At 40.1% G+C, this 26,992-nt stretch carries 23 protein-coding genes; 6 read left to right on the forward strand and 17 right to left on the reverse strand.

Translation table 11 applies throughout. From position 1 onward, the window contains the following. Window positions 1-49: 49 nt before the first annotated feature. From V8V91_RS06220 to V8V91_RS06255, 8 genes are all read right to left on the reverse strand, one after another. Complete coding sequence (locus tag V8V91_RS06220) at window positions 50-1,141, reverse strand: ABC transporter permease (RefSeq protein ID WP_373399323.1); 1,092 nt, start codon at window positions 1,139-1,141, stop codon at window positions 50-52. A 5-nt stretch (window positions 1,142-1,146) separates the two neighbouring features. Then, window positions 1,147-1,704 (reverse strand): ABC transporter permease, encoded by a 558-nt coding sequence (locus V8V91_RS06225; RefSeq protein WP_373399324.1) that lies wholly within the window; start codon window positions 1,702-1,704, stop codon window positions 1,147-1,149. Between the two features lie 32 nt (window positions 1,705-1,736). After that, complete coding sequence (locus tag V8V91_RS06230; protein WP_373399325.1) at window positions 1,737-2,459, reverse strand: ABC transporter permease; 723 nt, start codon at window positions 2,457-2,459, stop codon at window positions 1,737-1,739. Between the two features lie 51 nt (window positions 2,460-2,510). Beyond that, on the reverse strand, window positions 2,511-3,551 hold the full coding sequence (locus V8V91_RS06235; RefSeq protein WP_373399326.1) for an ABC transporter permease: 1,041 nt from the start codon (window positions 3,549-3,551) through the stop codon (window positions 2,511-2,513). Further along, window positions 3,520-4,155 (reverse strand): ABC transporter permease, encoded by a 636-nt coding sequence (locus V8V91_RS06240; RefSeq protein WP_373399327.1) that lies wholly within the window; start codon window positions 4,153-4,155, stop codon window positions 3,520-3,522. Before V8V91_RS06240 ends, V8V91_RS06235 begins: the two co-directional genes overlap by 32 nt. Window positions 4,156-4,208: 53 nt before the next feature. Then, a complete protein-coding gene (locus V8V91_RS06245) occupies window positions 4,209-4,952 on the reverse strand; it encodes an ABC transporter permease (protein ID WP_373399328.1) in 744 nt (247 codons plus the stop codon). Between the two features lie 46 nt (window positions 4,953-4,998). Beyond that, window positions 4,999-7,542: an ABC transporter permease gene (locus V8V91_RS06250; protein ID WP_373399329.1), complete on the reverse strand. Its 2,544-nt coding sequence runs from the start codon at window positions 7,540-7,542 to the stop codon at window positions 4,999-5,001. Window positions 7,543-7,737: 195 nt separating this feature from the next. Continuing rightward, window positions 7,738-10,176: an ABC transporter permease gene (locus V8V91_RS06255; protein ID WP_373399330.1), complete on the reverse strand. Its 2,439-nt coding sequence runs from the start codon at window positions 10,174-10,176 to the stop codon at window positions 7,738-7,740. A gap of 454 nt (window positions 10,177-10,630) precedes the next feature. Here V8V91_RS06255 and V8V91_RS06260 point away from each other — a divergent pair, with 454 nt between their 5' ends. Both V8V91_RS06260 and V8V91_RS06265 read left to right on the forward strand, forming a co-directional pair. Continuing rightward, the gene (locus V8V91_RS06260; protein WP_373400632.1) at window positions 10,631-11,218 is read left to right on the forward strand and encodes an alpha/beta hydrolase; all 588 of its coding nucleotides are present in this window, start codon (window positions 10,631-10,633) and stop codon (window positions 11,216-11,218) included. Between the two features lie 38 nt (window positions 11,219-11,256). Next, on the forward strand, window positions 11,257-11,511 hold the full coding sequence (locus tag V8V91_RS06265; protein WP_373399331.1) for a hypothetical protein: 255 nt from the start codon (window positions 11,257-11,259) through the stop codon (window positions 11,509-11,511). Between the two features lie 3 nt (window positions 11,512-11,514). Here the strand turns inward: V8V91_RS06265 and V8V91_RS06270 are convergent, their stop codons facing one another. Together V8V91_RS06270 and V8V91_RS06275 are read right to left on the reverse strand one after the other, a co-directional pair. Continuing rightward, window positions 11,515-12,156: a response regulator gene (locus V8V91_RS06270; protein ID WP_373399332.1), complete on the reverse strand. Its 642-nt coding sequence runs from the start codon at window positions 12,154-12,156 to the stop codon at window positions 11,515-11,517. A gap of 19 nt (window positions 12,157-12,175) precedes the next feature. Then, entirely contained in the window at window positions 12,176-14,047 is a 1,872-nt protein-coding gene (locus tag V8V91_RS06275; protein WP_373399333.1) for an ATP-binding protein, read from the reverse strand. A gap of 283 nt (window positions 14,048-14,330) precedes the next feature. Between V8V91_RS06275 and V8V91_RS06280 the strand changes: the two genes are divergently transcribed. The 4 genes from V8V91_RS06280 (at window position 14,331) to V8V91_RS06295 (ending at window position 17,128) form a co-directional block, all read left to right on the forward strand. Beyond that, entirely contained in the window at window positions 14,331-15,671 is a 1,341-nt protein-coding gene (locus tag V8V91_RS06280; RefSeq protein ID WP_373399334.1) for an adenylate/guanylate cyclase domain-containing protein, read from the forward strand. Window positions 15,672-15,738: 67 nt separating this feature from the next. Continuing rightward, complete coding sequence (locus V8V91_RS06285; RefSeq protein ID WP_373399335.1) at window positions 15,739-15,993, forward strand: hypothetical protein; 255 nt, start codon at window positions 15,739-15,741, stop codon at window positions 15,991-15,993. A gap of 17 nt (window positions 15,994-16,010) precedes the next feature. Next, window positions 16,011-16,745: an FAD-binding oxidoreductase gene (locus tag V8V91_RS06290; protein ID WP_373399336.1), complete on the forward strand. Its 735-nt coding sequence runs from the start codon at window positions 16,011-16,013 to the stop codon at window positions 16,743-16,745. Beyond that, complete coding sequence (locus V8V91_RS06295; RefSeq protein ID WP_373399337.1) at window positions 16,730-17,128, forward strand: BBE domain-containing protein; 399 nt, start codon at window positions 16,730-16,732, stop codon at window positions 17,126-17,128. The genes V8V91_RS06290 and V8V91_RS06295 overlap by 16 nt, the downstream gene beginning before the upstream one ends. Window positions 17,129-17,228: 100 nt before the next feature. Here V8V91_RS06295 and V8V91_RS06300 read toward each other — a convergent pair whose 3' ends face one another. The 7 genes from V8V91_RS06300 to V8V91_RS06330 form a co-directional block, all read right to left on the reverse strand. Then, window positions 17,229-18,452 carry an ABC transporter permease gene (locus tag V8V91_RS06300; protein ID WP_373399338.1) on the reverse strand — a complete coding sequence of 408 codons (1,224 nt, stop codon included), beginning with the start codon at window positions 18,450-18,452 and terminating at the stop codon, window positions 17,229-17,231. Between the two features lie 17 nt (window positions 18,453-18,469). After that, window positions 18,470-19,585 (reverse strand): ABC transporter permease, encoded by a 1,116-nt coding sequence (locus tag V8V91_RS06305; protein WP_373399339.1) that lies wholly within the window; start codon window positions 19,583-19,585, stop codon window positions 18,470-18,472. A gap of 60 nt (window positions 19,586-19,645) precedes the next feature. Continuing rightward, the gene (locus V8V91_RS06310; RefSeq protein ID WP_373399340.1) at window positions 19,646-20,590 is read right to left on the reverse strand and encodes a DUF4097 domain-containing protein; all 945 of its coding nucleotides are present in this window, start codon (window positions 20,588-20,590) and stop codon (window positions 19,646-19,648) included. Window positions 20,591-20,815: 225 nt separating this feature from the next. Continuing rightward, window positions 20,816-21,391, reverse strand: coding sequence for a hypothetical protein (locus tag V8V91_RS06315; protein WP_373399341.1), 576 nt, complete (start codon window positions 21,389-21,391; stop codon window positions 20,816-20,818). 84 nt (window positions 21,392-21,475) lie between these two features. After that, entirely contained in the window at window positions 21,476-21,757 is a 282-nt protein-coding gene (locus V8V91_RS06320) for a hypothetical protein (RefSeq protein WP_205643606.1), read from the reverse strand. Window positions 21,758-21,954: 197 nt separating this feature from the next. After that, entirely contained in the window at window positions 21,955-24,381 is a 2,427-nt protein-coding gene (locus V8V91_RS06325; protein ID WP_373399342.1) for an ABC transporter permease, read from the reverse strand. A gap of 147 nt (window positions 24,382-24,528) precedes the next feature. Beyond that, the gene (locus V8V91_RS06330) at window positions 24,529-26,955 is read right to left on the reverse strand and encodes an ABC transporter permease (protein WP_373399343.1); all 2,427 of its coding nucleotides are present in this window, start codon (window positions 26,953-26,955) and stop codon (window positions 24,529-24,531) included. Between the last annotated feature and the right edge of the window lie 37 nt (window positions 26,956-26,992).

Consider the following 26,992-nt stretch of genomic DNA (forward strand, 5'->3'; position numbering starts at 1 on the left):
CTCTAATTCTTATTCTTGGTACTTGGCACTTAGTACTTGGTACTTAATTCTATTCATCCTTAAGTACTTCTGAAGGATTTGCTTGGGTGGCATTGTAAGCATGCAGCCCAACAATCAGTAAGCAAATACTCAAGATGAATAAACCGGATAAAGCAAAAAGCTCATATGGCATTCCAATCTTGAAGGCATAGGTATTCAAAAATTCACTTGAAAAGAACCAAGCTATTCCTGAGGCCATCACAAATGAAATTCCAATCAACCATACATATTCCTTACTGATCATTACTAACACTTGCGCGATGGTCGCACCTAAAACCTTGCGAATCCCAATTTCTTTGGTGCGTTGGGCGATTGTAAAAGAAGATAACCCAAAGAGCCCTAAGCATGAAATCAAAATAGCAAGTCCGGATGCAAAGCCCATGACATTTCTAAGCATTTGATCATCTTTATAAAACTCTGCAACCGTCTCATCAAGAAAATTAAATTCAGACGATTCCAATGGGTAGACCCCTTTAAAAAGTTGGTCCATTTCGGATTTTGCCACACTGATATCCGTTCCTTTCTCTAACTTGACATTGATAATCGGTGAATATTCTGGCATATAAAACATGACCAAGGGGCTTATTTTAGATCTCAGATTCAACGCATGAAAATCTTTGACCACTCCCTTGATTACTCTGTTTTGACCATTGTAATTAAACATCAAACCCAACACTTCTTCTGGGTTTTCAAGTCCTAACTCCCTCACTAAGGCCTCATTTACCAGGACATGATCTACCTGGTTATTCATGTTTTCTCCTGCCACCAACTCCAGTGTATTTACAGCCACAAATGATGAATCAATATTCTTGGTCTGTATATCGATTTCCATTTTGGCAGTGTCCACCACTAGGTTGATACCAGAAGTATTATAACTATTGGAGGAGACCAAGGCATCACTTTGCGAAACTCCAGCTATATAGGATTTTTGAAGTAACCGCTCCTTTAAAACATCAATCCGGCTAGATGACTCCATAAATGGGGTAGCAATGAATAGTACGGCTTCTTTGTCAAAGCCCATTTCCTGTCTGCTCAAAAATCTTAATTGGCTATTCACCACCAGCACCATGATGACAAATGCAATGGAACAGGTAAATTGCACCACCGTTAAATTCTTCCGGAGAAATACCCAAAAGAAAATTTTCCGGTGACTCCTTGCCGCTCCCCTTTTAAGGCTCTTTGAGGATCATAATTTCCAAGAACTAAGGCTGGATATAGCCCCGCTACCAAGGTCAACAACAGGGAAAACCCGATCAAGAAAACTAAATTACTCAGGGAAAAGAATTTCAGCTCAAAATTTTCAGGCAAGTATGACGTTGAAACTGACCTTAACAGTTCAGTGAAAACTCCTGAAATACAAGTGGCAATCAAAACAATCACTAGCGTCTCTGCCAAAAATTGATTCGTTAGCTGTCCTTTACTCCCGCCTAAAGTTTTCCGGATTCCTACCTCCTTGGATCTGTTGATGGCCTGAGCGGTTTCCAGGTTGATGAAATTCAGGCAGGCTAAAACCAAAATAATCAATCCCAAAATAACCAGCCCATTGAGTATCAATTTGTTTGCAGGCTCGTTTCCTAATGCATCAGAAAAATGAAGTTCGGATAAAGGCTGAGCAAAATGTTGTCTATACTCTTCATCCTCATCTCCTAAATACTTCTTAATCATCTCCGGAAATGCTGCTTCCAGGTGCTCTGGACTTACCCCTCTGCCAACTTGACAAACAATTGAGAATCTGAAGTAAAGGCATCCCAACGTTCCATATTGAATCTGGAATTGTCTGGAAGGACATCTAAACTGGTGATCGAGATAAAATCCGTAAAATCAAGATCAGAATTTTCGGTGTAGGGCTTCACGATGCCTGTAACTGTAGCTGAAATTGTATCCTGGTTGAAATAAACTATTTCTTTCCCTAATATTTCCTCCGCAGGCAAATTTGGAAAATAGACCTTGGCAGTTTCTTCCGAAAGCACCACCGAATTTGGCTTTTCCAATGCCTGTTCCATTTTACCAACTAGCCATTCTCTGGGAAATATCCTGAAGAAGGAATTGGATACCAATAAAGCTCCATTTCTTCTACCTAAGTTTTCGTTGGTTTCCGGAATACTGACCATGGTCCTTTTAAATAAATAGGCATGGGCTTTTTCCTCAATTCCTGTTATATCCTGATCAATGACTTCAGCCAAAGGAAATGGAACTCCCGGATTACTAAACTCCATATTTCCATAGGATGACTTTGTGGTAATTCTAACTATTCGATCTTCATCAGGATGGAAGTTATCAAAACTGTAGGCGTGGATTACCACGTTAAAAATTAGGAAACAAATAGAGATCCCGATAGATAAGCCCAGAATATGAATTACTGTTCTCAACTTATTTCTGAGAATATTTCTCCATGCTATTTTGAAATAATTTTTAATCATACTTTCTCTGTTTGAATTGCCTCTACGACTAAACTATTTATTAAAAGAAAACTATTCATCTTTCAAGGTTTTCACTGGATTCATTTGTGCTGCAAAATAGGCCTGAGCAGACACGATCAATAAGGTAAATCCAACTCCACCTATCGCAAGCAGTGTGAAGTTTACCCAAGATGGCCAGGCCTTCACTGCAAATTGTTCGATCCAACTTTGCATCACATATAAACTCAATGGGAGTGCGATCAAAATACCCGCTAGCGTGATAATCAAGAATTCTTTGTTAAACATCCACGAAATACTCCATATAGAAGCACCTAATACTTTTCTGATTCCAATCTCTTTGGTTCTTCCGGAGATACTCAATGCTGCCAAAGCAAATAACCCCATGGCAGCAATTAAAATGGCAATCCCTGCAGCAAAAAAGACCATTTTACCAAGCCGCTCATCAGCTCTGTATTGGGCTTCCACGGTTTCATCCAGGAAGCTGAAGCTAAATGCCTCCGAAGGGAACACTTTTTCCCATTCGCTTTCCAACAAGGCCCTGAAAGACTCAAAATCTGTCCCTGTTCCCTTGACAATTACTTTTGGATTAGTTGCGGAGTTGATACTCAAAGAATTAATCCCGCTGAAAACCGCATCTGGACTTTTTGCAAATAAGACAGGTTCGATTTCTTGGTACAAGGAAGCGTGGTTGAAGTCTTTTACCACGCCCACTATTTCATGGCTATCGAATCGAGTGCTAGGCAACATCTCAGCCGTAGGATCATCCCAGCCCAAAGCCTCTGCAAACTTTTCATTGATAACAAATGCACTACTATCTGCTCCTAAATCAGGGTTAAAGTCCCGTCCATCTACCAATTCCAGTCCTAGAGTTTTGATATAATCTCCTCCCACGAAATTAATTCGGAACTGAAATTGTTTTCCTTCTTCTAATGGGAATCCAGCATTCCAAAATGCATCGTCGCCATAAGTAGCAATGGTGATTCCCGCTGATTGAATCTCAGACCTGGCATTTAAGGATTGTCTATATAATTCCGCTTGTTTAAAACTCTCATTAATGGTTTTAATGAAACTTGGAGAAGGGATTTCCGGCATCTACCAGCACCACCATATTTTGATCAAATCCCAAATCGAAATTGCGAATGGTATTCATCTGGTGTACCATGATGAGTGTAGAGGCGATTAAAAGAAAAGAGATGAAAAACTGTATGGCTACTAAGCCTTTTCTTAATCCCTGCTTTCCAAAATGAAGCGAAAGGGTTCCTTTTAAGACTTTGATGGGTTTTAATCCCGATAGGAAAAATGCAGGATATGAACCCGCCAAAAGTGTAATAGAAATCACTAACCCAACTAGGATCAAAATCTGTTTCAACCCATAAACCAGAACTAGATTCTTCTCAAAAAGCTCATTAAAAGTAGGCAAAAGCACTTCTGCTAGAATCACTCCAACAATTAATGCTGCCACCGTAGTCAGGAAAGCCTCTGTCAAAAACTGAATGACCAATTGTCCAAAATCAGCTCCCATGGTCTTTCTTACCCCTACTTCTTTGGCCCGGGTCATGGCCCTACCAACGGCCATGGTGGTGAAGTTAATACTGGCAATCAATAGAATTAATACCGCTATGGTCGAAAGAATCCAAAGTAATTTAGGACGGGTAGTTTCAACCATTCCCCCATTTGGATCGTCTGATAAATGCATTTCAGAGATGGGTTCCAATGTAAAGAAGTAATCCCCTTCAACATAATCCTCTCCTAATACTTTTTCATCATGCCTTCCATTCCCGCTTCCACATCCTGCTCTTGCTTGGCACTGGAAAGGGTCACATAAGTTTCTCCAAATACATTATACCAAGAGTTTCTACTTCTCTCCTCCACCATGAAATCAAGATTCTCGTCATTTAGGAGCATGTCAAATTTGATACTTGAGTTATCCGGGATATCCTCTAGGATTCCAGCCACTTGATATTCCTCATAAGATTCTCCCAATCGGATTCGAATACTTTTACCAATTGGGTTCGTTTCTCCAAAATATCTTCCAGCAGTTTCTTCCGTGATGACGATTCCATATTTATCTCCCAACACATTAGAAGGATCTCCTTGGAGTAAATTGAAATCAAAAATTTTAAGGAAATCAGGACTTACCATCAAAAATTCCTGACTTTGGGTATTGGTTTCATCCAAAAAGGCCTGGGCCACCCCACTAATCATCCGTGTCACATTTTGTATTTGAGGGAATTCCTCTTGCAATGCAGGAGCTGAAACAATGGGGGTGGAAAAAGAACTTCTCAACTCCCCTTCAAACATTTCAAATCTTTTTATTCTAAATGTATTTTCAGCGTTGGAATGAAATGTATCGAAATTCATCTCGAACTGAACGAAAAAGAAAATCAAAATACTCACTCCCAAACCAAGAGAAAGACCAATTAAATTGATCCCTGTATGCAACTTGTTTTTAGACAAATTACGAATGGCGATTTTGAAATAGTTCTTGATCATTGATATGTAAATTTAGATGGGCTTAGTTTTATCTTATTAGGGTTCATTATTCATTTTTGATGGATTCTACCGGATTGGCATGGGCCGTTCTAAAGGATTGGAAAGAAACAGTCGTGTAAGCCAATAGGATGGAAATACTAGCTGAACCGATGAAGAACCATACCGAAATAGGTACTTTGAATGCAAATTGTGTAAGCCATTCTTTCATCAGAAAATATCCTGAAGGAAGGGCAACCAAAAGTGAAATACCCACCAAAATCAAGAATTCAGAGGTCAACTTATTGACAATACTCAGGGAAGAAGCCCCTAGCACGCGTCGTATTCCTATTTCTTTCTTGCGAGATTCTGCGGTAAAAATGGATAGGCCAAATAGCCCCAAACAGGAAATGAGCAAGGTGAGAAAAGCAAAAGAACCTAGCAGGGTACTCGTTTTAGCTTGTTGCTCATATTGCTGAGCAATGTCATCGTCCAAAAACTTATAATCAAAAGGCAAGCCATCATTTATTTCTTTCCAGGTAGCTTGCATCTCAGTTAACAGCTCAGGACTGATCCCCTCCTCCGACTTGATCAAGGTATAAGAAGTACCATCAAAAGCAGCATTTTTAGCGGGAAGGTAAATGGTGGGAGTAATGGAAAAACGCATATCCCGGGTATGGTAATCTTGAACCACCCCTACAACAGTTCCCTTGAAGTTTGAAAACAACTCGCCATTTTCCTCGGTAAATACTCTCAATTCAGATTGTATGGCGGTATTCGCATCTTTTCCCAACCATTCCAATGCAGCTTCATTGACAATCATGGCTACTTGGTCGAGCTGAGGGAAACGATCTCTCATTAAACTGTAAATCCCCTTATCTGCTCCATCTTCTATAAATTCCCTTCCCGTTACCATAGGGATACCTAAACTTTCAAAATATCCTGCATCTACATATTGTACATTGATATTTTTAGTATCACCTTCCTTGATGCCCGGATAATCCGCAGTGGGGTTCCAACCTGTGTCAATTCCAGGTCGATCACTGGTGAATTTAACAGAACTTACCCCTGGAATTTTTGCCAATTCTTGTTTTAGAACATCTCCTTTCTCTTTTGCGAGTTCACCCATTTTGACAGAAATCAATCCATTCGAATCAAAGCCCATGGAGGCATCTGATAGGTATTGATGTTGAAAATAGGCTACAGAAGCACAGAAGACTAACAATGTTGATAGCACAAACTGGAAGACTACCAATCCTTTTCGAAGCAGGGATTTGCTCTTACTCAAAGGAGATTGCTTTAAGATCATTTCTGGTTTTAATCCAGAAAGGTAAAATGCAGGAAAAATTCCCGCCAGGAGTGACGAAAGTACCCAAACGCTTACTATTAATAATTGTAATTGAGTATCATTTACCAAGTCAATTGGAATTCTAAGATTCAAACTAGTTTCAACTAATGGAGCTACCAAAAAGACGATCATCAGTCCAATGACAATGGACAGCGCGTTGATCAAAAATGACTCCGCTAAAAATTGGGCAATCAATTGACCTCTTTGAGCTCCATTGACTTTTCTAATCCCTATTTCTTTCATCCTCTTTATGGCTCTGGCGGTTGCCAGATTAATAAAGTTGATACAGGCCAATACCAATACAAAAACCCCTATTGAAAGGAAAATCCAAAGGGTCTTTGCAGAAATTGGAGGAGTCCATTCTCCTTGAAAACCTGAATTGGTATGGATATCTGTAATCGGTTGTAAAAAATGTACATAGGATTTTGCCTCTTCTGGATTCCTATAATTACCATTGATTTCTGGAATGGCCTCGCTTATCTTATATGGATCTTGCTGTTCATTGACTTTTACATAGGTATAGGTCTGAGGCCACCAGAAACTACCAAAATCTGAAGTGATTGGAAATTCATTGAACGCTTTGAAAGTGTTCATACCAGAAATAAAATCAAATGCCATATGTGTGTTCTCCGGCAACTCCTTCAACACTCCTTTCACTTGAAAAGCAAAATCTCCTGTAGAAATCAAAACCTGGTCAATTGGGTCCTGATTTCCAAAATATTTCTGGGCAGCTTTTTCTGTGATTACTACTTGGTAAGTGTTTTCTAAAACACCATCCCAACTCCCTTTTATCAATTCAAAACCAAAAATTTCTTCAAATCCCTCATCCGAAAAAATAAAGCGATCCTCTCTAAATCGCTCTTCAGGACTTATACCTTCAGGAGCATATAAATAGGTACTGATCTGGGTTAAGCTAACCACCTCATCCAGCTGTCCCTCAAATTCCTTTCTTAGCATAGGTGCAACAGCACCTCCTGCCCAAGCCCATGAATTCTTTGATTGAACCTCTTGCACTACTCTAAAAACTCGGTCAGAATCTGGATGAAACGTATCATACGTTTTTTCCTGTTTGACATAGGATAAAAGAATTAGGCAGCAGGCCAAACCTAAGGACAATCCCAGTACATTAATGAGTGAAAATGATTTCTGACGAACCAAATTCCTCCAAGCTATTTTTAGGTAATTTTTTATCATGCAGCAGATCTGTTTCAATAGAATACTATATTCCCGGGCTATTCTATTATACAATGCTGCAATCAATTCCACATTTATGCCATCAAAAAACCTCCAAAACGGAGTGTTTTGGAGGTTTATATGGCTTTTGATTCAAATTTTTCGGACAAATTTGTTCGCCTACGGACTATCTGCCCCTATCAGTCAAATGAATAAGTTAACGGATAGTAGGTAAACCCAAATCATAAATTCAGACATCTCAAACGATCAAACTACCATTTTACATACCTATTCGTTTTTTAGACTTTCAATGGGATTAATCACCGCAGCACGATAGGCCTGTGAAAATATGATTCCTATACTGATCAAGAGGATTACCCCTACTCCTATTCCTACAGGTACGACCCCGATACTGACTCGGGAGGCGAAGAATTCCAACCATAAATTATTGATGAAATAAGCAGCAGGAACTGCCAACAGGATCGCTATTCCAAGCAATTTCAAAAAGCCCTTGGAAAGCAAAAAGATAATCTGGGAAATACTGGACCCTAAGGTTTTGCGGATTCCTATTTCCTTGACCCGGGTTTGAGCGGTATAGGTAGCCATACCCAACAATCCCAAGCAGGAGACAAAAATTGCCAAGAAGGAAATAAGTCCGATGACAGCAAACACATCTCCCAACACCTGATGGATAAACAAAAGCTCCTGATCCAGGTATTTGTAAGAGAACTTGGAATCAGGGTTCACTTCTTTCCAGGTAGCCTCGAGAGAAGCCAGGGTTTGGGCTTGATTGACTCCAGAGACTTTCACTAAAGCAAACCCCAAAGCATCATTTCTATTTCGTAAAACCAGACTTTGCATGGGTCTATCTGGTGAAAGGAACTGAAAATCCTTAACCACGCCGGCAATCTGTACATTTTTAAACGCAGCTCCATCCTCCACCGCCAGTTGTTTCCCCACAGCCTCGGTAGTACTTCCAAGATTGAAACTTTTTACTGCGAATTCATTGATCAAAATGAGGTTATCACTTCCTTCTAGTGGTAGATTTTTACCTGCTACCAATTCTAAATCCAAGACCTCTACGATTCCGCTATTGACATCAAAATAGTTGGTTTCCAAGCTGTCCAGCGGATAATCCGGGTTGATCACTTCTGTTCCAAAATTCCAACCTCCTGCAGGAATCAAAGAGGATGCTCCTACAGAAGAAACGGCTGGATTAGCGTTCAATGCCTGTGCAAATCTTGGATAGTTTTCATGATTGAAAAGCTTGACGGTGACCACATTTTCCTTTTCAAATCCATAATCAAAATTCAGAATGTGCCTTGCCTGCGATTGAATCAAAACCACCGAAATAATAAAAATCAAAGAGATTGAAAACTGGACCACAAGAAGAACATTTCTCAATCCCATACTTTTGAAAATCCGAACGCCATTCAGTTTATTAAAAAGATTGACAGGATTCAATTTTGCCACATAGGTTGCTGGAAGTACACCTGCAACTACCCCAACCAAAATGCTGAACCCTATAAAGATCAACATGCCAAGAAAACTCTGCTTTAAGGAAATTTTGAGGTATTGGTTAAATGTCAGCCCATCCACGCCATTTTCCAGAACCTGAAGCATCAAAAATGCAAAGAACAAGGAGCAGAGAGATATGACCACCGCTTCTGTTATAAACTGTCCAAAAATCTGTCTTTTATTCGCACCCGAAACCTTCCTGATCCCTACTTCTTTTACTCGCGTCAAAGCCCGAGCTACAGACATATTGGTGTAATTTAAACAGGCCGAAAACATCACGATCAAGCATAATATTGATAAAATCACTAAAACCACTTTTGGAACTGATACATGAGTCATATTGCCAATAAACCCTACAGGAGTAATTTCTCCCAGAGCTACGGCCTTAAATGAATGCTTGTTATCATATTTATCGCCATACATCTCCTCTGAGATATGATCCAGGTTTGCCTGTAAATCCTGTTTGGCTTTTCCTTCTTTTAAAAGCACGTAGGTATAATTTGACCAGACATTATCCCAGTCATCCTGAGCAGCCATGACTGATCCCTCAGGGAGCGATTTCATCGTACTGAGGGAAGCCAATAATTTAAAAGGAAGGTGCGTTTTGCCTGGGCTGGGATTTAAAACCCCGGTGATGGTAAAATAACCGAAGTCAGTTTCGGTATTCCCCTCTTCAAGATCCATTGCTCTGATATCCTTGTCATGAAATGCCACTGTTTTACCCAAGGCTGATTCATCTTTGAATAGGATCTCTGCCATGTCAGAAGAAATGACCATCGAAAAAGGCTCGATTAACGCAGTGTTTGGATCACCTTCCTTAAAGGAAAAATCCAGGATTTTGAAAAGATTGCCATCAGCGAAATACCCTCCCCCAGTCGCAAATTTTTCTTCATAAATAATATCACCCCCAATTTCACTATTCAGCGCAGCTGCTTCTTCAATATTGGGATAGTCACTTTTCAGCTTCTCAGCCAAAGGCAAAGCCGAACTGGCTGTTTCACCATTATTCTGCTGATAACGAGTGGTATGAACCCGATAAACCCTATCCTTCTTACTATGATAGGTATCGTAGCTGTATTGATCCATGAGGATCATGATGATGAGGAGACAAACGGACATGCTCACTGCAAGTCCCAGTATATTGAGAAAGCTAAAGGATTTATTCCTTTTAAGATTTCTCCAGGCAAGGATGAGGTAGTTTTTGAACATATTCTGTTAGATGTTATGGACTTAGGAAAAGTTACAAGACTTTGGTATCGAGCTGAGTTCATTTTTCTCAATCAAATTCCTGTGCCAACCAAAAAATCATGCTTTTTGAGCTTGCAAAAGGCTTATTATTAAATTCCCGATATGGATTTCGGACATTTGGTGCGCAATGGGCGGACACTTTTATAAAAACATGATTGCGTCCAAAAGTCTTTTAATCAGGTCTTTGAATTTGATCGCAAATTTTCGAGATTTCAATAATTGAAAAGTATATTGAAAAAAAATAATTGGACCCAATATACCCCATTTAAGAAAACAGATTCTCCTCTTTCTTACCCTTTGGTTCTGGGTTGCTTCTGCAATTGCCCAAGAATCACAAGGCACCGTTTTAGTAGATTCTATTTATTCTGAAAACCTGGAAAACAATTTCGGAGAAAACCCAACTCGAAAGGTATCCATTTACCTCCCTCCCAATTACGAACATACCAATCAACGATATCCCGTCATTTATTTTCTCCACGGGTTTATGGGAAACAATCAAATGCTTTCTTACATGAAAGAGATTCTTGATTTTTCGATCAACACCCATAAAATCAGGCCTTTTATCATGGTGATTCCAGACGAGCAAACCACGTATGATGGGAGTTTCTATAGCAATTCAGGGATCTATGGGAATTGGGAGGATTTCACTGCTTTTGATCTTGTGGAATACATGGATGAAAACTATAGAACCCTTGCCAAAAAAGAGAGCCGTGGAATTACAGGGCATAGTATGGGAGCTTATGGGGCCTTGAAAATCGCCATGCATCATCCCGATATTTTCAATTCAGTTTATGGTTTAAGCCCAGGAGCATTGGCCATTGTAAGGGAGTATGGTCCTAATAGTGATACGTATAAAGAACTTTCGGGAATCGATAATTACGAGGACCTGAATAAAACTTACTTCGGAAAAGTCATTATTGCCTTTGCCAAATCTTGGTCACCCAACCCCAACAATCCCCCATTCTATTGTGACCTTCCATTTGAAGTGAGGGTGAAGAATTAATAGTCAATCAAGAAGTTTTAAAAAAATGGCATGCCAATATGCCTGTACATATGATTGAAGACAATCTGGATAACTTACAACAGTTAAAAGCTATCAAATTTGATTGGGGAAGGAATGCCGGAGACCGATTTACTATCCAATGTAAAATGTTTAGCCAAAGGCTTGAGAATGATGGAATCACCCATTTTGCGGAAGAATATATTGGTACTCATACCTCTGGGATCTATACCAAAGATGGAAGAATCCCCAACCAAATGCTTCCTTTCTTCGATTTCTACCTGGAATTCCAATAAAACCTAAATCAATCCCCAATCCACTGCTTTCTTGATCATTCCCACTGAGTTTTTGACATCCATTTTAACGAACAGATTACGTTTGTGAGTAGCTACTGTATTGGTACTGACAAACAATGCATCCGCAATTTCCTGTGTAGTATATTCTTGGGCAATCAACTTCACCACCTCTATCTCCCGTTTGGTGATTTTCGGGATTTCACCTTCTCTGGGCTTGGGGTTTTCATGGAGACTTTCTATCATTTTCTCAGTCAGATGGGAACTGAGAACTTTCTTCCCTTCAAAGGCATCTTTAATTCCTTGAATCAAGGATTCCTTGGAGGCATTTTTAAGTAAATAGCCTGTAGCACCTACTTTAAATAATGAGGTAATGATGCTTCCTTCATCATTGGTAGTCAGCATGATTACTTTCACCTCAGGATGGGATTTCTTTACATGCATGGTAGTTTCCAATCCGTCCATGACAGGCATTTGCAAATCCAGAAGCAGTACGTCTATGGATTGATTTTTCAAAAATTCCAAGGCTTCTAAGCCATTTCCGGCGGTTCCTACCACATCAATGGATTTATCCTTTGCAAAAATTGCCTTTAAACCATCGAGCATGATTTGATGGTCATCGGCTAATAGAACTTTGATCTTTTCCATATGAATTTCAATTTCTGGTCTAAGCTTCCGTTTTTGGATGAAGAGGGAGATTAATGGTCACCAAAGTTCCTACTCCAGGCCTACTGTTTATATCATAAGTCCCTCCTATAAACTCGGTTCGAAAGGCAATACTTTTCAACCCCATTCCTTTTTCTGAATCTATGGAACCAGGATCAAACCCTACCCCATCGTCTTCTATAGTCAGGTCAAACCATTCATCTGAGTAGGTAATCTGAACAGAAACCTCAGAAGCTTTTGCATATTTGACGATGTTATTCAAAGCCTCCTGGACAATTCGATACAACATAACATTGGTGTTGTCATCAAAGGTTTGCTCTACCCCATGCACATGGAATTCCGCGTCAAAAGGATGGGTTGCATCCATCTTTTTAACTAAATCCTCGATGGCTTTACGAAGTCCCAGTTTCTTTAAGGCCTGGGGCATCATTTCATGTGCGATTTTTCTTACTTCAGTACAAGCTTCATCGATCATTTGACTTGCTGACCCGTAGATTTTCTTTGCATTTGAATCATCAAAATTTATTTGAAGACTCCCAATGTTTACTTTTAGGGTTGATAGTAGATTCCCTAATCCATCGTGTAAATCCCGAGCGATCCGGGACCGCTCTTTTTCCTGCCCTTCCAACATCGATCGCATGGATACTATTTGCTGTTCCCGATGAGCATCTTTGAGTTCGATTTGTGCAGATTTTACCCGGTTCTGATAGTATAGGAATCCAATCATTGAAATCAGAAATAAGCCTGCTAAAGAAATGATTAAAAATGTCACTTGTTCCTGCTTTTTTTGGTTTAATACTTCCTCCTTTAACAGTTGAATGGTCAATTGATCTTTTTCGAATTTTACTTTCAAATCAGCCATCGCCTCCAAACTGCTTTCTCGAAGCTTATACTCTTCCTGGATTTGTTTTTGCCTCAATAGTAATTCATATGCCGCTTCAAAATCCTTGTTTAATAAAAACCTTCGCCTTCTCACATCCATGATGGACTCTTGTATCCCGATTCGATCTGATACACCTCGGGTGTTTTCAGCTTGTTCGATAAGGCTCATGGAATTATCAAAGCCATTTTCCCTAATAATTTCCTGAATGGAAGTGGTATCTATGTTTTGTTCTGACGCATCGTACATCATCGAAGCAATACTGAGCATAGATTCAACTACACCGATATTCCCAGCCGCTTTTCTGTGTTCATAACCTTTGAGGTAATTCCTAGTGGCTAATTCCAGATCCCCTTGCAGTCGGTAACATTCTCCCAAACCTTGATAAAGCCTCGCTATATCAATTTGCGAAATAGGTTTTTCCTCTACTCTAAATGCCAGGGCAGTCCTAAATTTTTGTATTGCCTCATTGACATTTCCCCTGGAATATTCCGCAATCGCCCAATTATTCAAAACTCCTGCCTTCCGCTCCTCATTTCCGATTCTTGCATAGTAATCATATGCCTGCTGATAGGAATCATTTGCCTCAGATAAGGATCCATATTCCATCAATATGGTGCCTTTGGTGTCAAAGACATTTCCCAAACCATAATAGTCAGCAATGCTGGTAAAAGTTGCAGCCGCACTATCCAAATAAGCGGTCTTTTTATCCATCTCATCCAATCCATGACACCAGGCCAATCGATGATAAGATTTACCTATCAAGTACGGACTATTCAATTTCTTCGCTAACTCCAGCGCCTTTTGGGCATATAATTCAGACTCATCACCTGCATATAAAATGTATGCGATCCTCAGATAGGTTTCAGTTTTCAACGAATCATCTGGTATGCTTTCAACACTTGATTTCAGGCTATCCAGATTATCTGATTGTGCAAATGTCAATCTACAAGTCAGGTAACACAGAAAAATCAACACGCTCTTTAACTCCATATCAGGATGTTTGGCCTATGAAAAAAGAAACATTCATCAATAAAACTGATAAAGTATGAGAAATCAACTCCTTAGGATTTTCCACACTCCAAAGTAGTTCTTTTCAAATTTTGAGACAACACCCTAAACCATGACTTTTTCACCTCACACAATTGTGTGAGTTTTCCTCTAATAGAAGTATGATTTTTAGAAATCATACGAATGGGTGTAAAAACCGACTCCTGTCTTCCTAGCTTTGAATCAAGTTTTTAGAGTGATTTTTCAACCAATTAATTCTTTGTTCATGTCTTTTAAAATTACCTACTCCTCTATCAATAGACAGGTGGAATTCGAGGGCCAGTCTCAAACCATTTTGGATCTATCTATCGCCAACCGCATTCCCCATATGCATGAATGTGGCGGACATGGCATTTGTACCACCTGCAGAGTGAGGGTGCTACATGGGATGGAAAATCTTAGCCCCAAAACAGATTCCGAGAAAATAAATGGTCATTCCAGAAAATGGGATCCAACGGTCCGCCTTGCCTGTCAAGCCAGACCCAAAGGAGATGTCATTGTCCAACGATTAATCTGGTCCAGTGGGGAGGTGAATAATTTGCAAAAAGAATTGGTACCACAAGGGAAAGCAGAAGAACGGCCCATCGCAATTTTGTTCTGTGACCTAAGAAACTATACCAACCTATCTTCCGAAAACCTAAACTATGACATCGCCTACCTCCTGAACAAATTCTACACGGCATTAGGTGAACCTATCTTAATGAATAATGGGATTATTTATCAATATGTGGGAGATGAAATTGTGGGAGTTTTTGGTACTAATGGAGGTACCGCACAAAAAAATTGCGAAGATGCTATCCGTGCAGCACTTGGAATGCAGTATGCATTGGAATCTCTCAATAGAACAGAACTCAAAGATTTTGGAATCAAATTAAAATCGGGAATTGGGATCAATTTTGGAACCTCCTATATCGGCCTTTTAGGTCACCCCACCTTCAAACAATTTTCTGTGATTGGAGACCCTGTGAATGTTGCCAGCAGAATTCAGAATGAAACTAAATCCACTGGCACAAAAATCCTCATTTCAGATTCGGTATTCCAAAATATTGAAAGTGGCTCCTTGATCATCGGCCAGGAATTCAATAACAAAGTCCGGGGAAAAGATGACCCTATTAAAATCCTTGAATTATTGGGGTTCAAAGAACTGAATCTTCAACTCGAATTACAATGCTCCATGAATTTTCTATTAGAAGACGAGGATCGATTTGCTGAAATTTTTTACCAAAAAGTCTTTGATATGGCCCCAGAGGTCAGGGAGTTGTTTAGGAGTAATATGACAGAACAGGGGAGATTACTTACGCACATGTTGGGAGGAATCATCCATTCTTTATCTAGACCTGAGCAACTCCAAAATGGATTAAAAACATTAGGCAGAAACCATGTAAGCTATGGGGTCAAAGTCGAATACTACCCAGTAGTTAAACAGGCTATGATGGAAACTATTGAAGAAATCCTCGGAGATAACAAAACTACAAAAACCATCAATGCCTGGAATTCAGCATTGGATTTTGTCATCGAAAACATGCAAAAACATGCCTATCCAAAAGCTGAAACTGTCAGTAGCTAAAAAGAGGCAAACCACCATTTAATTTTTATAGAATCATTTTTCTCATCATTAATTTAAACTAGTAATCATGACAACGAAAGTGAAAGAATTAGAGCAATCAGTGATTGAAGCATTTGTTACTCAGATTAGAGGCAAGGTCATTTTTTCAGAGGATCCAGCATATAATGAAACCCGAAAAGTTTACAATGCCATGATCAATAAACATCCAGGGATGTTTGTGATGTGCGCAGATGTAGCCGATGTCATCTATGCTGTTAATTTCGGGAGAGAAAACAAACTCCTAGTTGCAGTACGAGGGGGTGCCATAATGGAGGGGGCTTAGGGCTATGTGAAGAGGGAATGGTCATCGATCTATCAGGTCTTAAATTCGTCCAGGTAAATGTTCAAAACAGCACCGTGAGAGTGGGAGGAGGAAACTTATGGGGTGAAGTAGATCATGCCACACATCCATTTGGATTAGCAGTCCCTGCCGGGATTATCTCCACTACAGGGGTAGGTGGGTTGACGTTGGGTGGAGGGGTAGGTTACCTCTCTCGAAAATATGGTCTGACCATAGATAATTTGTTGGAAGCCGATATGGTGCTAGCTGATGGCTCGTTTGTAACGGTGAATAAAAACCAGAATCAGGATCTTTTTTGGGCAATCCGAGGAGGAGGAGGTAATTTTGGAATTGTCACTTCTTTCAAATTCCAGGCACATCCCGTAAAGACTATTATTGGTGGCCCTACGCTGTGGCCAATAGAACAAATTGATGAAATCATGGAATGGTATCATGGGTTCCTAAATAATTCATCTGAGGATTTAAATGGATTTATTGCAACCATGGTGATTCCTGGACCTCCTTTTCCAGAGGCTTTACATCATAAAAAGTTCTGTGGAATCGTGTGGTCGTATTTGGGTGATCCAGCCAAGCAAGAAGAAGTGTTCAAACCTATTTTGGAAAAGAACCAATTTTCCATCATGTGGGTGAAATGCCTTATCCTTCTATTCAGACCATGTTTGATGGAATGCTTCCACCAGGTTTACAATGGTATTGGAGAGGAGATTATTTCAAGGAATTGGGTGCAGAGGTAAGGGCCAAACACTTGGAATTCGGATCCAAGATCCCTACTCCGCTTTCACAAATGCACTTATATCCTATCAGTGGGGCTGCCAGCCGAGTGGGTGAAGAAGAGACTCCCTGGGGACATAGAGATGCCAAATACGCCGGGGTGTATGTAGGGGTGGATCCTGATCCTGCCAATGCAGCAAAAATCACCCAATGGTGCAAAGAGTATTGGGAAGCACTTCACCCCTATTCCTCAGGTGGAGCCTATCTGAATTTTATCCAAGATGAAGGTCAGGAACGGATAAAAGCGAGCTACAAGAAAAATTACGAGCGCTTGACCAAAATCAAAAAGGCTTACGACCCGAATAACTTTTTCAGGGTGAATCAAAATATCTTACCCGCAGATTAAGACAAACTCTTTCTAGGTGAAAACAAAAGGGACTTAAGCAAAACAGAGTCCGGGCAGATGCCCGGACTCTGTTTTTATAATTAACTGTGTATGGTAAAGTTTATTCGCTTTTCAATGTTTTAGCAGGGTTGATCAACGCTGCTTTGATGGCTTGGGAGCTCACCGTCAAGAAGGCTATGATCAAGGCTGCCAAAGTGGTCCAAAGGAAAACTTTCCAATCAATTGAAATACGGTAAGCAAAAGACTCCAACCAAGTATCCATAAAATACCAAGTTACAGGGATCCCGATTACAACGGCGATCAACACCAATTTCGTGAATTCAGAAGAAATCAACCGGACTATACCAGCAACCGAAGCGCCTAATACTTTACGGACAGATATTTCCTTGCTTCTTTGTTCGGCCATGAATGTGGCAAGTCCGAACAACCCCATACAGGAAATGATAATGGCAAGTCCAGTAAAAACTCCAGTAAGTTTCGCGGTTCTCTTTTGAGAAACAAATTTCCGTTCGTGTGCCTCGTCCACAAACTGGTATTCAAAAGGAGAACCAGGATTGAATTTGGAAAAAAGGGCTTGTAGTTTATTCATCGCCCCTGCATATTCTAGGTTGTCTTTTAATCGAACATGGATAAAATTCAGGTTTCTTTTTGGACCCATGATCACGATGGGGTTCACCTGGTCAAAAGGTGATTCCATAATAAAATCCTTCACTACTCCAACGACGGTGAATTCATAGGAGTCATCTTTGATTACCTGACCAATAGGATCCTCAAAGCCCATCGTTTTCGCAGCTGTTTCATTAATGACAGCAGCCAAACTATCACTGGGGTATGAATACACGTCAATATCACGGCCTGCAATCAATTCCATTCCAGCCGTCTTTACCAAATTGGCATCTGAGCCCATTCGACTGATATTTGGTCTGAACTCCTCTGGCTTACCTTGCCATTCCATGGCATCGGTGTCGCTGTAAATTTCTGTTAATGGTGAAAAGGTATAACTGACTGATTCCACTTCATTCATTTGCAGAAGTTCATTCTTAAATGCGACTTTATTTTTTCTGATGGATTCGGTCAAGGGATGGAATAACAAGTTTTCCTTGTTAAGTCCCAAATCCCTGTTCTGAACATAGACCATTTGGTCTCGAATTATCCAAGCTGAAGAAATCAATATTCCCACAATGGCAAACTGGAACACTACCAACACCTCTCGTGGATTTACCCAGTAGTGTCTGGATTGAAGCTTAGATTTCAAGACGATGGCAGGTCTGAATGAACTGAGCAAAAATGCCGGATAACTTCCTGCCAACACCCCGGTAATCACCACATATATTCCAGAAGTCAGCCAGAAAAAGTCTGAGTAAAGGGGCTTTCCAATTCTTTACCGATCAATTCCTGAAACCATGGAAAGGAAAGGGATACGATTAAAGTCGCAAGAATAAATGCAAAAAATGCGATCATGATGGATTCTACCAAAAATTGTCGAATCAACATTCCTCTTCCTGCTCCTGAGATCTTCCTCACTCCCACTTCTTTGGCCCGTCTCTCACTTTGGGCGGTACTCAAATTGACAAAATTGATACAGGCTATCAATAATACAATGATCGCCACGATTCCGAACATCTTGATCAAATCAATTCTTCCTCCAACGGATACTCCATTTTCAAACTTGGACCTTAAATGCCGGTCCCTCATGGGAAAAAGGAAGTCACTGATTCTTTCACTTCCAGAATTTTCAGAGGTAAAGCCTTTAAATTTCTGATTGAAAAATTCCAAATCCGTCCCTTCATTCAACATCGCAAATGTCAAATAGGAGTTATTGTTCCAATTTTCATCCACCCATCCCAATTGCTCCAATTTTTGAAAAGGAAGAAATGCTGTGTAATCAAAATCAGTGTTTTGAGGAAGATCTTGAATGATTGCCTTGACCTCTAAATCAAGTTGTTTTTCTAAAGTCACCGTTTTTCCAATGGCCTCCTCATCATTAAAAAGATTTTTGGCCAGGGTTGCTGTCAATACAATGGCATTCGGATCAGACATTGCATCGGAAATATCCCCTTGCAATACCTTAAATGAAAAAATCTCGAAAAAATCTGGATCAACAAAGGTGGTTTTTTGATACATGCTGGTAGCTCCTACACTGATCAACATTGGATCCCATTCCGTCAACCTACTGGTAGCTGCTACTTCAGGAAACTGCTCCTTCATGGTGGGTGCATAAGGAGCCGGAGTGTAATCCCAGGTAAAAATTTCTCCTTGATTGTTGTCATTTCTCATGACTGCGTAAATTCTATCAGAATTTTGATAGAAATTATCCACTGACAATTCAAACTGGACCCAAATCAGGATCAATATGGATGCTGCCATTCCAATGCCTAGACCTCCAATATTAATGAAGGTATACCCTTTACTTCTGGTAATATTTCTCCAGGCTATTTTTAAGTAGTTTTTCCACATAACAGGTTGGTTATTTTATTCACAACTTTCCAAAATCATTCAATGAGAGGTATGAAAAGATCAATCGATAAACTCCAAATTGATACTACCACCGGAACTTCTCATGGAAAGCAGTGGTCCTCCTCCATTCATTTTTCCAACAATCAGGTCTTTTTTCACTTCTCCATCAAAATTGGAAAATCTTGAATTGACTCTTCCACCTCGCAAATCCAAATTCAACCCCAATCCAGCTGGTACCATGGCAGTGATGCTTCCACCTGAAGTTTGAAAAGATAGATCTTCATCCACACCAAGCAATTTTGCACGGATCGATCCACCACTGGTATTCGCATCTATGCTCCCCGAAATATCTTCCAAGGTCACACTACCTCCAGAAGTATTGATTTCAAGATCTCCTTCCAGACCATTGATTTTTACGGATCCCCCGCTGGTTTGAACATCCACCATACCATCAAATCCAGTTAATGAAAAGGATCCTCCAGAACTTTGGGAAGTGACTTTACCACTTGCATCTGCAATACGAATACTACCTCCACTGGTCGCTATCTTATGTTCTCCGGAAACATTTTCTAATGAAATAGATCCTCCACTTGATTGAAAGTAAGAGGACATCTCGGTAGGCACCTGTACCTTGAAGGAAAGGTTTAGATTGTTTCGATTATTCCAGCCTGAATTGTTCTTTTTCTTTACTTTAAGGGAAATCGTATTGCCACTCTTTGATATATCCAATTGATAATTTTCTAGCAATTCTTCAATTTCAGGATCTTTGGAACCATACTCTCTCCCATTTCTTTTAACATACATTTCTACAATTACCTGATTTCCAGGCAACCCCATTACAGCCACGCTGGCGCCAGAAGTTTCCACCTCTAATTCACCCTTTCCACTAAGGGTAAACTCTTTGGTTAAATAAGGGTCAGCAATGGAGCTGGCGATTAATTCCTGAACTGAAGCAAAGAACAGACAGAAGGATAGATAAAACAGGGAATAGAATGAGGTTTTCATGGTAGTTTAAATTAACAAGACCCTATCCATTCTACTTTTGTGCCAGCAAAAACCCCTTTAAAATGGCTTTTAGGGCACATTTTCAATAGAACTACCAGAATTTCTCGGACAATTTCGTTCGATTTCGGGCAAAGATCAAATGATTTTCTGAGTTCAGAGAACCAAAAAAATCACATCAATTTCATTTCAAAAAAAAATTTTAGTTGGCTCTACGGTAGTTCCCGGTTACCACCCCAATCGTTTTTGCACCAATTCATTAATTTGCTTGAAAAGTAGTTTTGGGTGCTTTGTCCTCCAGGAGACATCATCCAATTTACCCCCCATGACAAAGAATTGATCGATTCCAAACCTGCTCATCTCTTCCATCACTTGGGGCCGTAAATTCAAGGCTGCAATCCAACCTTCTTCCAGTTCATCTTGCCATTCCTCATAATAATCTACGGAATCCAAATCGGAATGAAAATTAAAGACATTTTCACCCACGAGGATAAATTTATTGATCCCCTCACTGATCATCAGTTCAATCACATCTCTTTTCAAGGTCATGATATCATTGTTTAAGAGATCATTCCACTCTCCCAAAAATTCAATAACCGTAAATCCATGTGTATAATCAGCAAAAAGAACCTTCAAATAAAGGGTCTCACTCCCAAAATTATCCCATTGAGGATGGATGAGGTAATTATATATTTGATCCGTGAAGTAAACCTCACTGTTTTCATAGCCAAAAAATGGAGATCTCTGATCTTCAGCGGCGATGTATATATTCCTCCAATTGTAATGAGGTTCTAGGGTATGCATAAGTTGCAGTTCATTCTACTCGAAAGGGAACAGAACAAAGGAACGAGAGGATTCTTTCTTAAACAAAGGATCCTCTTCAAATCCTTACCTCACTTGCATCCACTTTTTACTTTCCTTGTTGACAAAAGTGATGGGAACAAACTTGTCTGTGGGAGCTCCAATGTAATAGACGGTCCAATTAGGGTCATGGTTTGCCAGCATGTCTGAAATACAATCTGCTCTATGTCCTTGGGGATTGGCGCAGTCATCCCAATAAAACAATTCAACTTTGTAGTGAAGTGATTTTACTTCATTGTTGATGATGACCTGGATTTCTATGTCCTGTTTTCCAGGAAATGTCGGAATAGGTATTGCGATATGGCTCATGGCTTAAGGGGTTTAAGTGTGTAATTATTGACGCATTTATTTTTAGGTTGTTTATTCTTACTAATTCTTTATTTACAGCAGGTCCTGGTTTTAATAATTTTGTAGACCAAATGTTGATTACTTTATCACTATTACATTTGTTCTAAATACTTGATACTTTTTACTTTGTACTTTTTACTTAATACTTCGTATTTTCCTCACTCATTCTTCAAACTATTCACAGGGTTCATCATCGCTGCTTTGATGGCTTGGAAGCTAATGGTAACTAAGGCCACGATCACGGCCAATACCCCCGCAACCAAGAAAACCCACCAATGTAAAGGCACTTTGTAAGCAAAGCCTTCCAACCATTTATTCATGGCAAACCATGCTAAAGGTGTGGCAACCAAAATGGCAATCAGCACCAGCTTGATGAAATCTTTTGAAAGCAATCCCACGATACTTCCCACATCTGCACCCAATACTTTTCGGATTCCGATTTCTTTGGTCCGTTGCTCCGCCGTATAGGTGGCCAATCCGAGCAATCCCAAACAGGCAATCATAATTGCCAATACTGAAAAAGTGGTAAAGATCTGTCTGAAACGGAAATCCGATTCATACTGACTGTTGAAATCCTCATCCAAAAAACTGTAGATAAATGGACGATGAGGAGCCAGTTCCTTCCATACACTTTCAATTTCTGACAAGGTTACTGGAAGATCTTCTGTGTTGAGTTTGAGACTCATATAGCGGCTGGCATATGCCTCAAAAGGCAAGGTCAGAGGTTCTACGGTATTATGTAAGGAAATGTAATTAAAATCTTTCACGACCCCGATGACTTCACCTGCTCTTCCCCACTGATCAAACTTTTTTCCAATAATATCTGCTGGATTGGAATAGCCATATTGCCTGGCTGCCGCTTCATTCACTACCAAAGCCGATGTTGAATCTGAGGGATAATCTCTGCTGTAGGATCTACCAGCTACCAACTCCAGATCGAAATGATCGATAAAATCCAATCCAACCTGAAAAACTGCCTGTCCTTGCCTCTCCATTTCTCCTTCCGGGTTTTCAATTGTCGTCCCGGCGTTTGGAAAATAACTTCCAGGCACGCTACGGGAAAAAGCCACTGAGGCAATGTTTGGATTGTTCTCCAATTCATTTTCCAACGCAGAGGATACGTTGTTTACTTGCTCATCGTAATTGTAATCCACAATTAACATTTGCTCCTTATCAAACCCCATATCCTTATCCAATAAATGACTCATTTGATTGTAGACGATGATGGTTCCGCCAATCAATGCAATAGAAAGGCTAAACTGAAAAACCACCAGGCCCTTTCTCAAATTGGCTCCCTTGGCATCGGATTTATTGATGCCCTTCAGGATCGAAACCGGTCTGAAACTAGATAAAACCAAAGCCGGATAGGAACCAGCAAGAAGCCCGACCACTAGTACAATGCCCAAAAAGAATGGAATGGTCTGCCAATTCAATATGCTATTGAGCATCAGTTCTTTTCCTGTAAGCTGGTTCATCAATGGCATGGCCAAGGAAACGAAAATCACTGCTACGATAGCAGACAAGATCACAATCACCAAAGACTCCCCAAGAAATTGGAATATCAAACTGTTTTTATCTGCTCCGATGGATTTACGGATCCCAACCTCTTTGGCACGCTCCATGGATCTGGCGGTAGAAAGGTTCATGAAATTGATGATGGCAATACCCAGGATAAATAATCCAATTACAGAAAACACATAAATATTCGCCAAGGAAGCTGTTTCTCCTGGTTGACGCTGTACCTCTGATCTGAGGTACACATCTTTCAAAGGCTCAATTCCTATGGTATAATTGGGGCCATTTTCTTCACTTGCCCTCCGAGCGACAAATTCCGGAAGCTTGGCCTCAAACGCCTGCTGGTCAAATTGATCATTTACTAGAAAATAAGTATAGGTATCCACATAGCCCCAAGCATCAAAGACAGTTGGTCGGGATTGATGAAAAGTGCTTAAAGAAAGCAGGGTATTAAATTTCAAGTGGGAATTAGAAGGTAAGTCTTTCATGACTCCAGTGACCGTGTAATCTCCGGGATTTGCTCTACCTGCCACTTCCGATCCTTTCAGCGTTTTACCCAAGGCTTCTTGGTCTCCAAAATATTTCTTTGCAGTGGACTCTGAAAGCACAATGCTATAGGGTGCCACCAAGGCTTTTTGAGGATCTCCCTCTACTAGTTCCCAAGAAAACACATCAAATACCGTAGAGTCCATGAAAACTATTCCTTCCTCTTGTTGTGTCTGATCTCCAATGGTAAACAGAATATCTGCCTTACCTGAAAATCTGACCACTTTTTCTATTTCTGGAAAATCTAGTTCTAAAGCAGGCCCCACGGGTGCATTTCCCCAAACCCAATAATTTTCCCTTGAATTACTCTCAGCTTGTTCATCCTCAGAAAAATATCCGTGGACCACTCTATATATCCGGTCCCCTTTCTCATTAAATTGATCATAGGAAAGTTCATCCTGAACAAACATAAATATGAGCACACAGCAAGCCATTCCGATACCCAAACCGAGAATATTGATAAAAGAGTACACCTTCTTTTTGAGAAGATTTCTGTAAGCGATTTTTAGGTAGTTCTTAAACATATATTTCTAATTTTTTAAGCTTTTTGGATAATCACCAATGCTCTTTTTACATTTCATTTTTCATACTTTCCCACTTCCTCTCTCGTACTTCTTACTTCGTCATTCGTACTTCCCACTTCGTATTTCCAACTTCGTACTTCCTATTTCTTATTCGTCTTTCAAACTCTTCACTGGGTTTGCTTGAATACTTTTGTAAGTCTGGAAGAAAATAGTCAATGCTGCCAAACATAAACAAGCACCAACTGCCAGCGTGATCACCCAAATGCTGATCCCAGTCTTGTAGGCAAATTCCTCCAGCCACTGATTCATGAAATAAACAGCAAGCGGAATGGCCAATGCAACAGAAATCAGAACTAATCGAAGATAGGATGCAGACAGCATGACAAAGATTTCCGCCATGGAAGCACCAAAAACTTTTCGGATTCCAATTTCTTTGGTTCTCAAATGAGTGGTATAGGCCGTTAACCCAAACAGTCCCAAACAGGCAATCAAAATGGACATGAAAGTCAATACTTTCAGTAAATCTGCCATTTTCATTTCAGACTGATAAACTCTCGCAAAATCCTGATCCATAAAGGAGTAATTCATAGGAACTCGTGGCTCATAAGCATCCCAGCCTTTCTGTAATTCATTGATTACTGATTCCACTTGGTTCCCTTGAACTCTCACAGTAATGTAATCTCTTAAGTAATAGTCATGCATGTATTCTATTACCAGGGGTTTGATCTCATTTCTATAAGTTTCAAAATTGAAATCCTTGACCAATCCTACCACTTCTAAGGAAGCCTCATCATTTTCCCCTTCGTTTTTCACCAGAATCTGTCCAATCGGATCATTGGAGATTCCCAGGTATTCGGCAGCTTTTTCATTGATGATGATTTTTCCAGCATCAGCGCCAGCCGTTTGTGCAAAGTTCCTACCCTTCAATAATTCGAAATGATAGGTAGTTAGATACTCTGCATCTGCTTCATACCAATTCATTCCTTGATTTTCATTGGAATTGATGGAGTTAAAAGAGCGCATTTGATATTGGCCAGTCATCGGAATTCCTGTTGAAAAGCTCATGGATTCGATTTGGCCACTGGAGGCAAATCTCCCCTTGAAATCCTCACGTTGTTCATTTCGTATTTCCCCATCATTATGGATGATGACCAGTTGCTCTTTATCGAAACCTGGATTGGAGTTTTGAATAAAGCTCATCTGACGCTGTACCAGAAGGGTACAAATAATCAGGGTCAAGGAAGTGGCGAATTGAAAAATCACCAAGGCATTTCTGAAGGAATGGGCACTCTTCCCTGAGGATAATTGCTTCTTAATGATCAACAAAGGCTTGAAGGAAGAAAGGTAAAAGGCTGGGTAAGCTCCAGAGATCAAAGTCAATCCAATCAAAAGCAATGGAATCATGGCCAGGATCCACGGATTTGTAAATAAATTAAACTGAAGATTTTTACCTGAAAGTTGGTTGAACAGCCCATTTGACAACTGAACCACCACTAGTGAAAGTACCACTGAAATCAGAACCAAGATGAATGCTTCAGTCAAAAACTGATAAATCAATTGTGATTTCGCCGAACCCATTACTTTCCTAACCCCTACTTCCATAGATCGAAGCCCCGCTTTGGCAGTGGCCAAATTCATAAAATTAATGCAGGCCAAAAGCAGTACAAAAACAGCTACCAATGAAAAAATATACACATAGCTTTCATAGCCATTCGCTTCCAACTCTCTCAATAAGTGAGATTTTAAGTGAATATCCTGAATGGGCATCAGTTGAAGATTGTAATCTGATCCCTCTCCCTCGTTGTCAAAAGCTGGTATCGCGTAATTCGAAACAATCTGATCCAGTTTCGACTTTACGGCTTCACTACTACCATTTTCGATTTTCAGATAGGTATTTAAGATTGGCCAGGTCCAAGAGTCCATTAAGAAAATCTCCTGATACATTCCCGGTTCGTATACCAACATATCAAAATGTAAATGGGATTGAGCAGGTATATCCTGGATCACGGCAGCTATTTCCCGAGGTGTAGGATCATTACTTCCGATCAACAATACCTTTGTAAGGACTTCCTGAGGGGCAATATCTCCATAATACTTCTTCGCGAAAGCTTCTGTAATAACAATATAATTAGGCTGGGATAATGCCTTTTCCTTACTTCCTGCCGCCAAAGGCATATCAAAAACCTGAAAGAAATTTGGCTCGGCATAAAACACGTTCTCCTCACGAAATACCTGATCCTTGTTGGCTCCGGATCCTGGCTGTATGGTAAAGTCATTCCATTTTAGAATTCGTGTCACCGCATGTACTTCTGGAATATCAGAAGCAATCCTTGGCCCCAAAGCGGGAGGTGCAGTTGCATAGCTTGCCGTTTTAAAATCTCCCCATTGAGCATTCACCCTATAGACAGATGACGATTCAGGAAGGTATTGATCATAACTTAATTCATCCTGGATAAAAAGTGTAATCATCAAAAAACCACTGATCCCCAGCGTCAAACCAAAGACATTCAATCCAGTATACAGTCTGTTTTTCTTTAATACTCTCCAGGCAATTTTTAAGTAGTTTTTTAACATAGTCAAATCAAGATAGAATAAAAGGGGTACAACATTT

The organism is Algoriphagus halophilus (assembly GCF_041729275.1).
Lineage (GTDB): Bacteria > Bacteroidota > Bacteroidia > Cytophagales > Cyclobacteriaceae > Algoriphagus > Algoriphagus halophilus_A.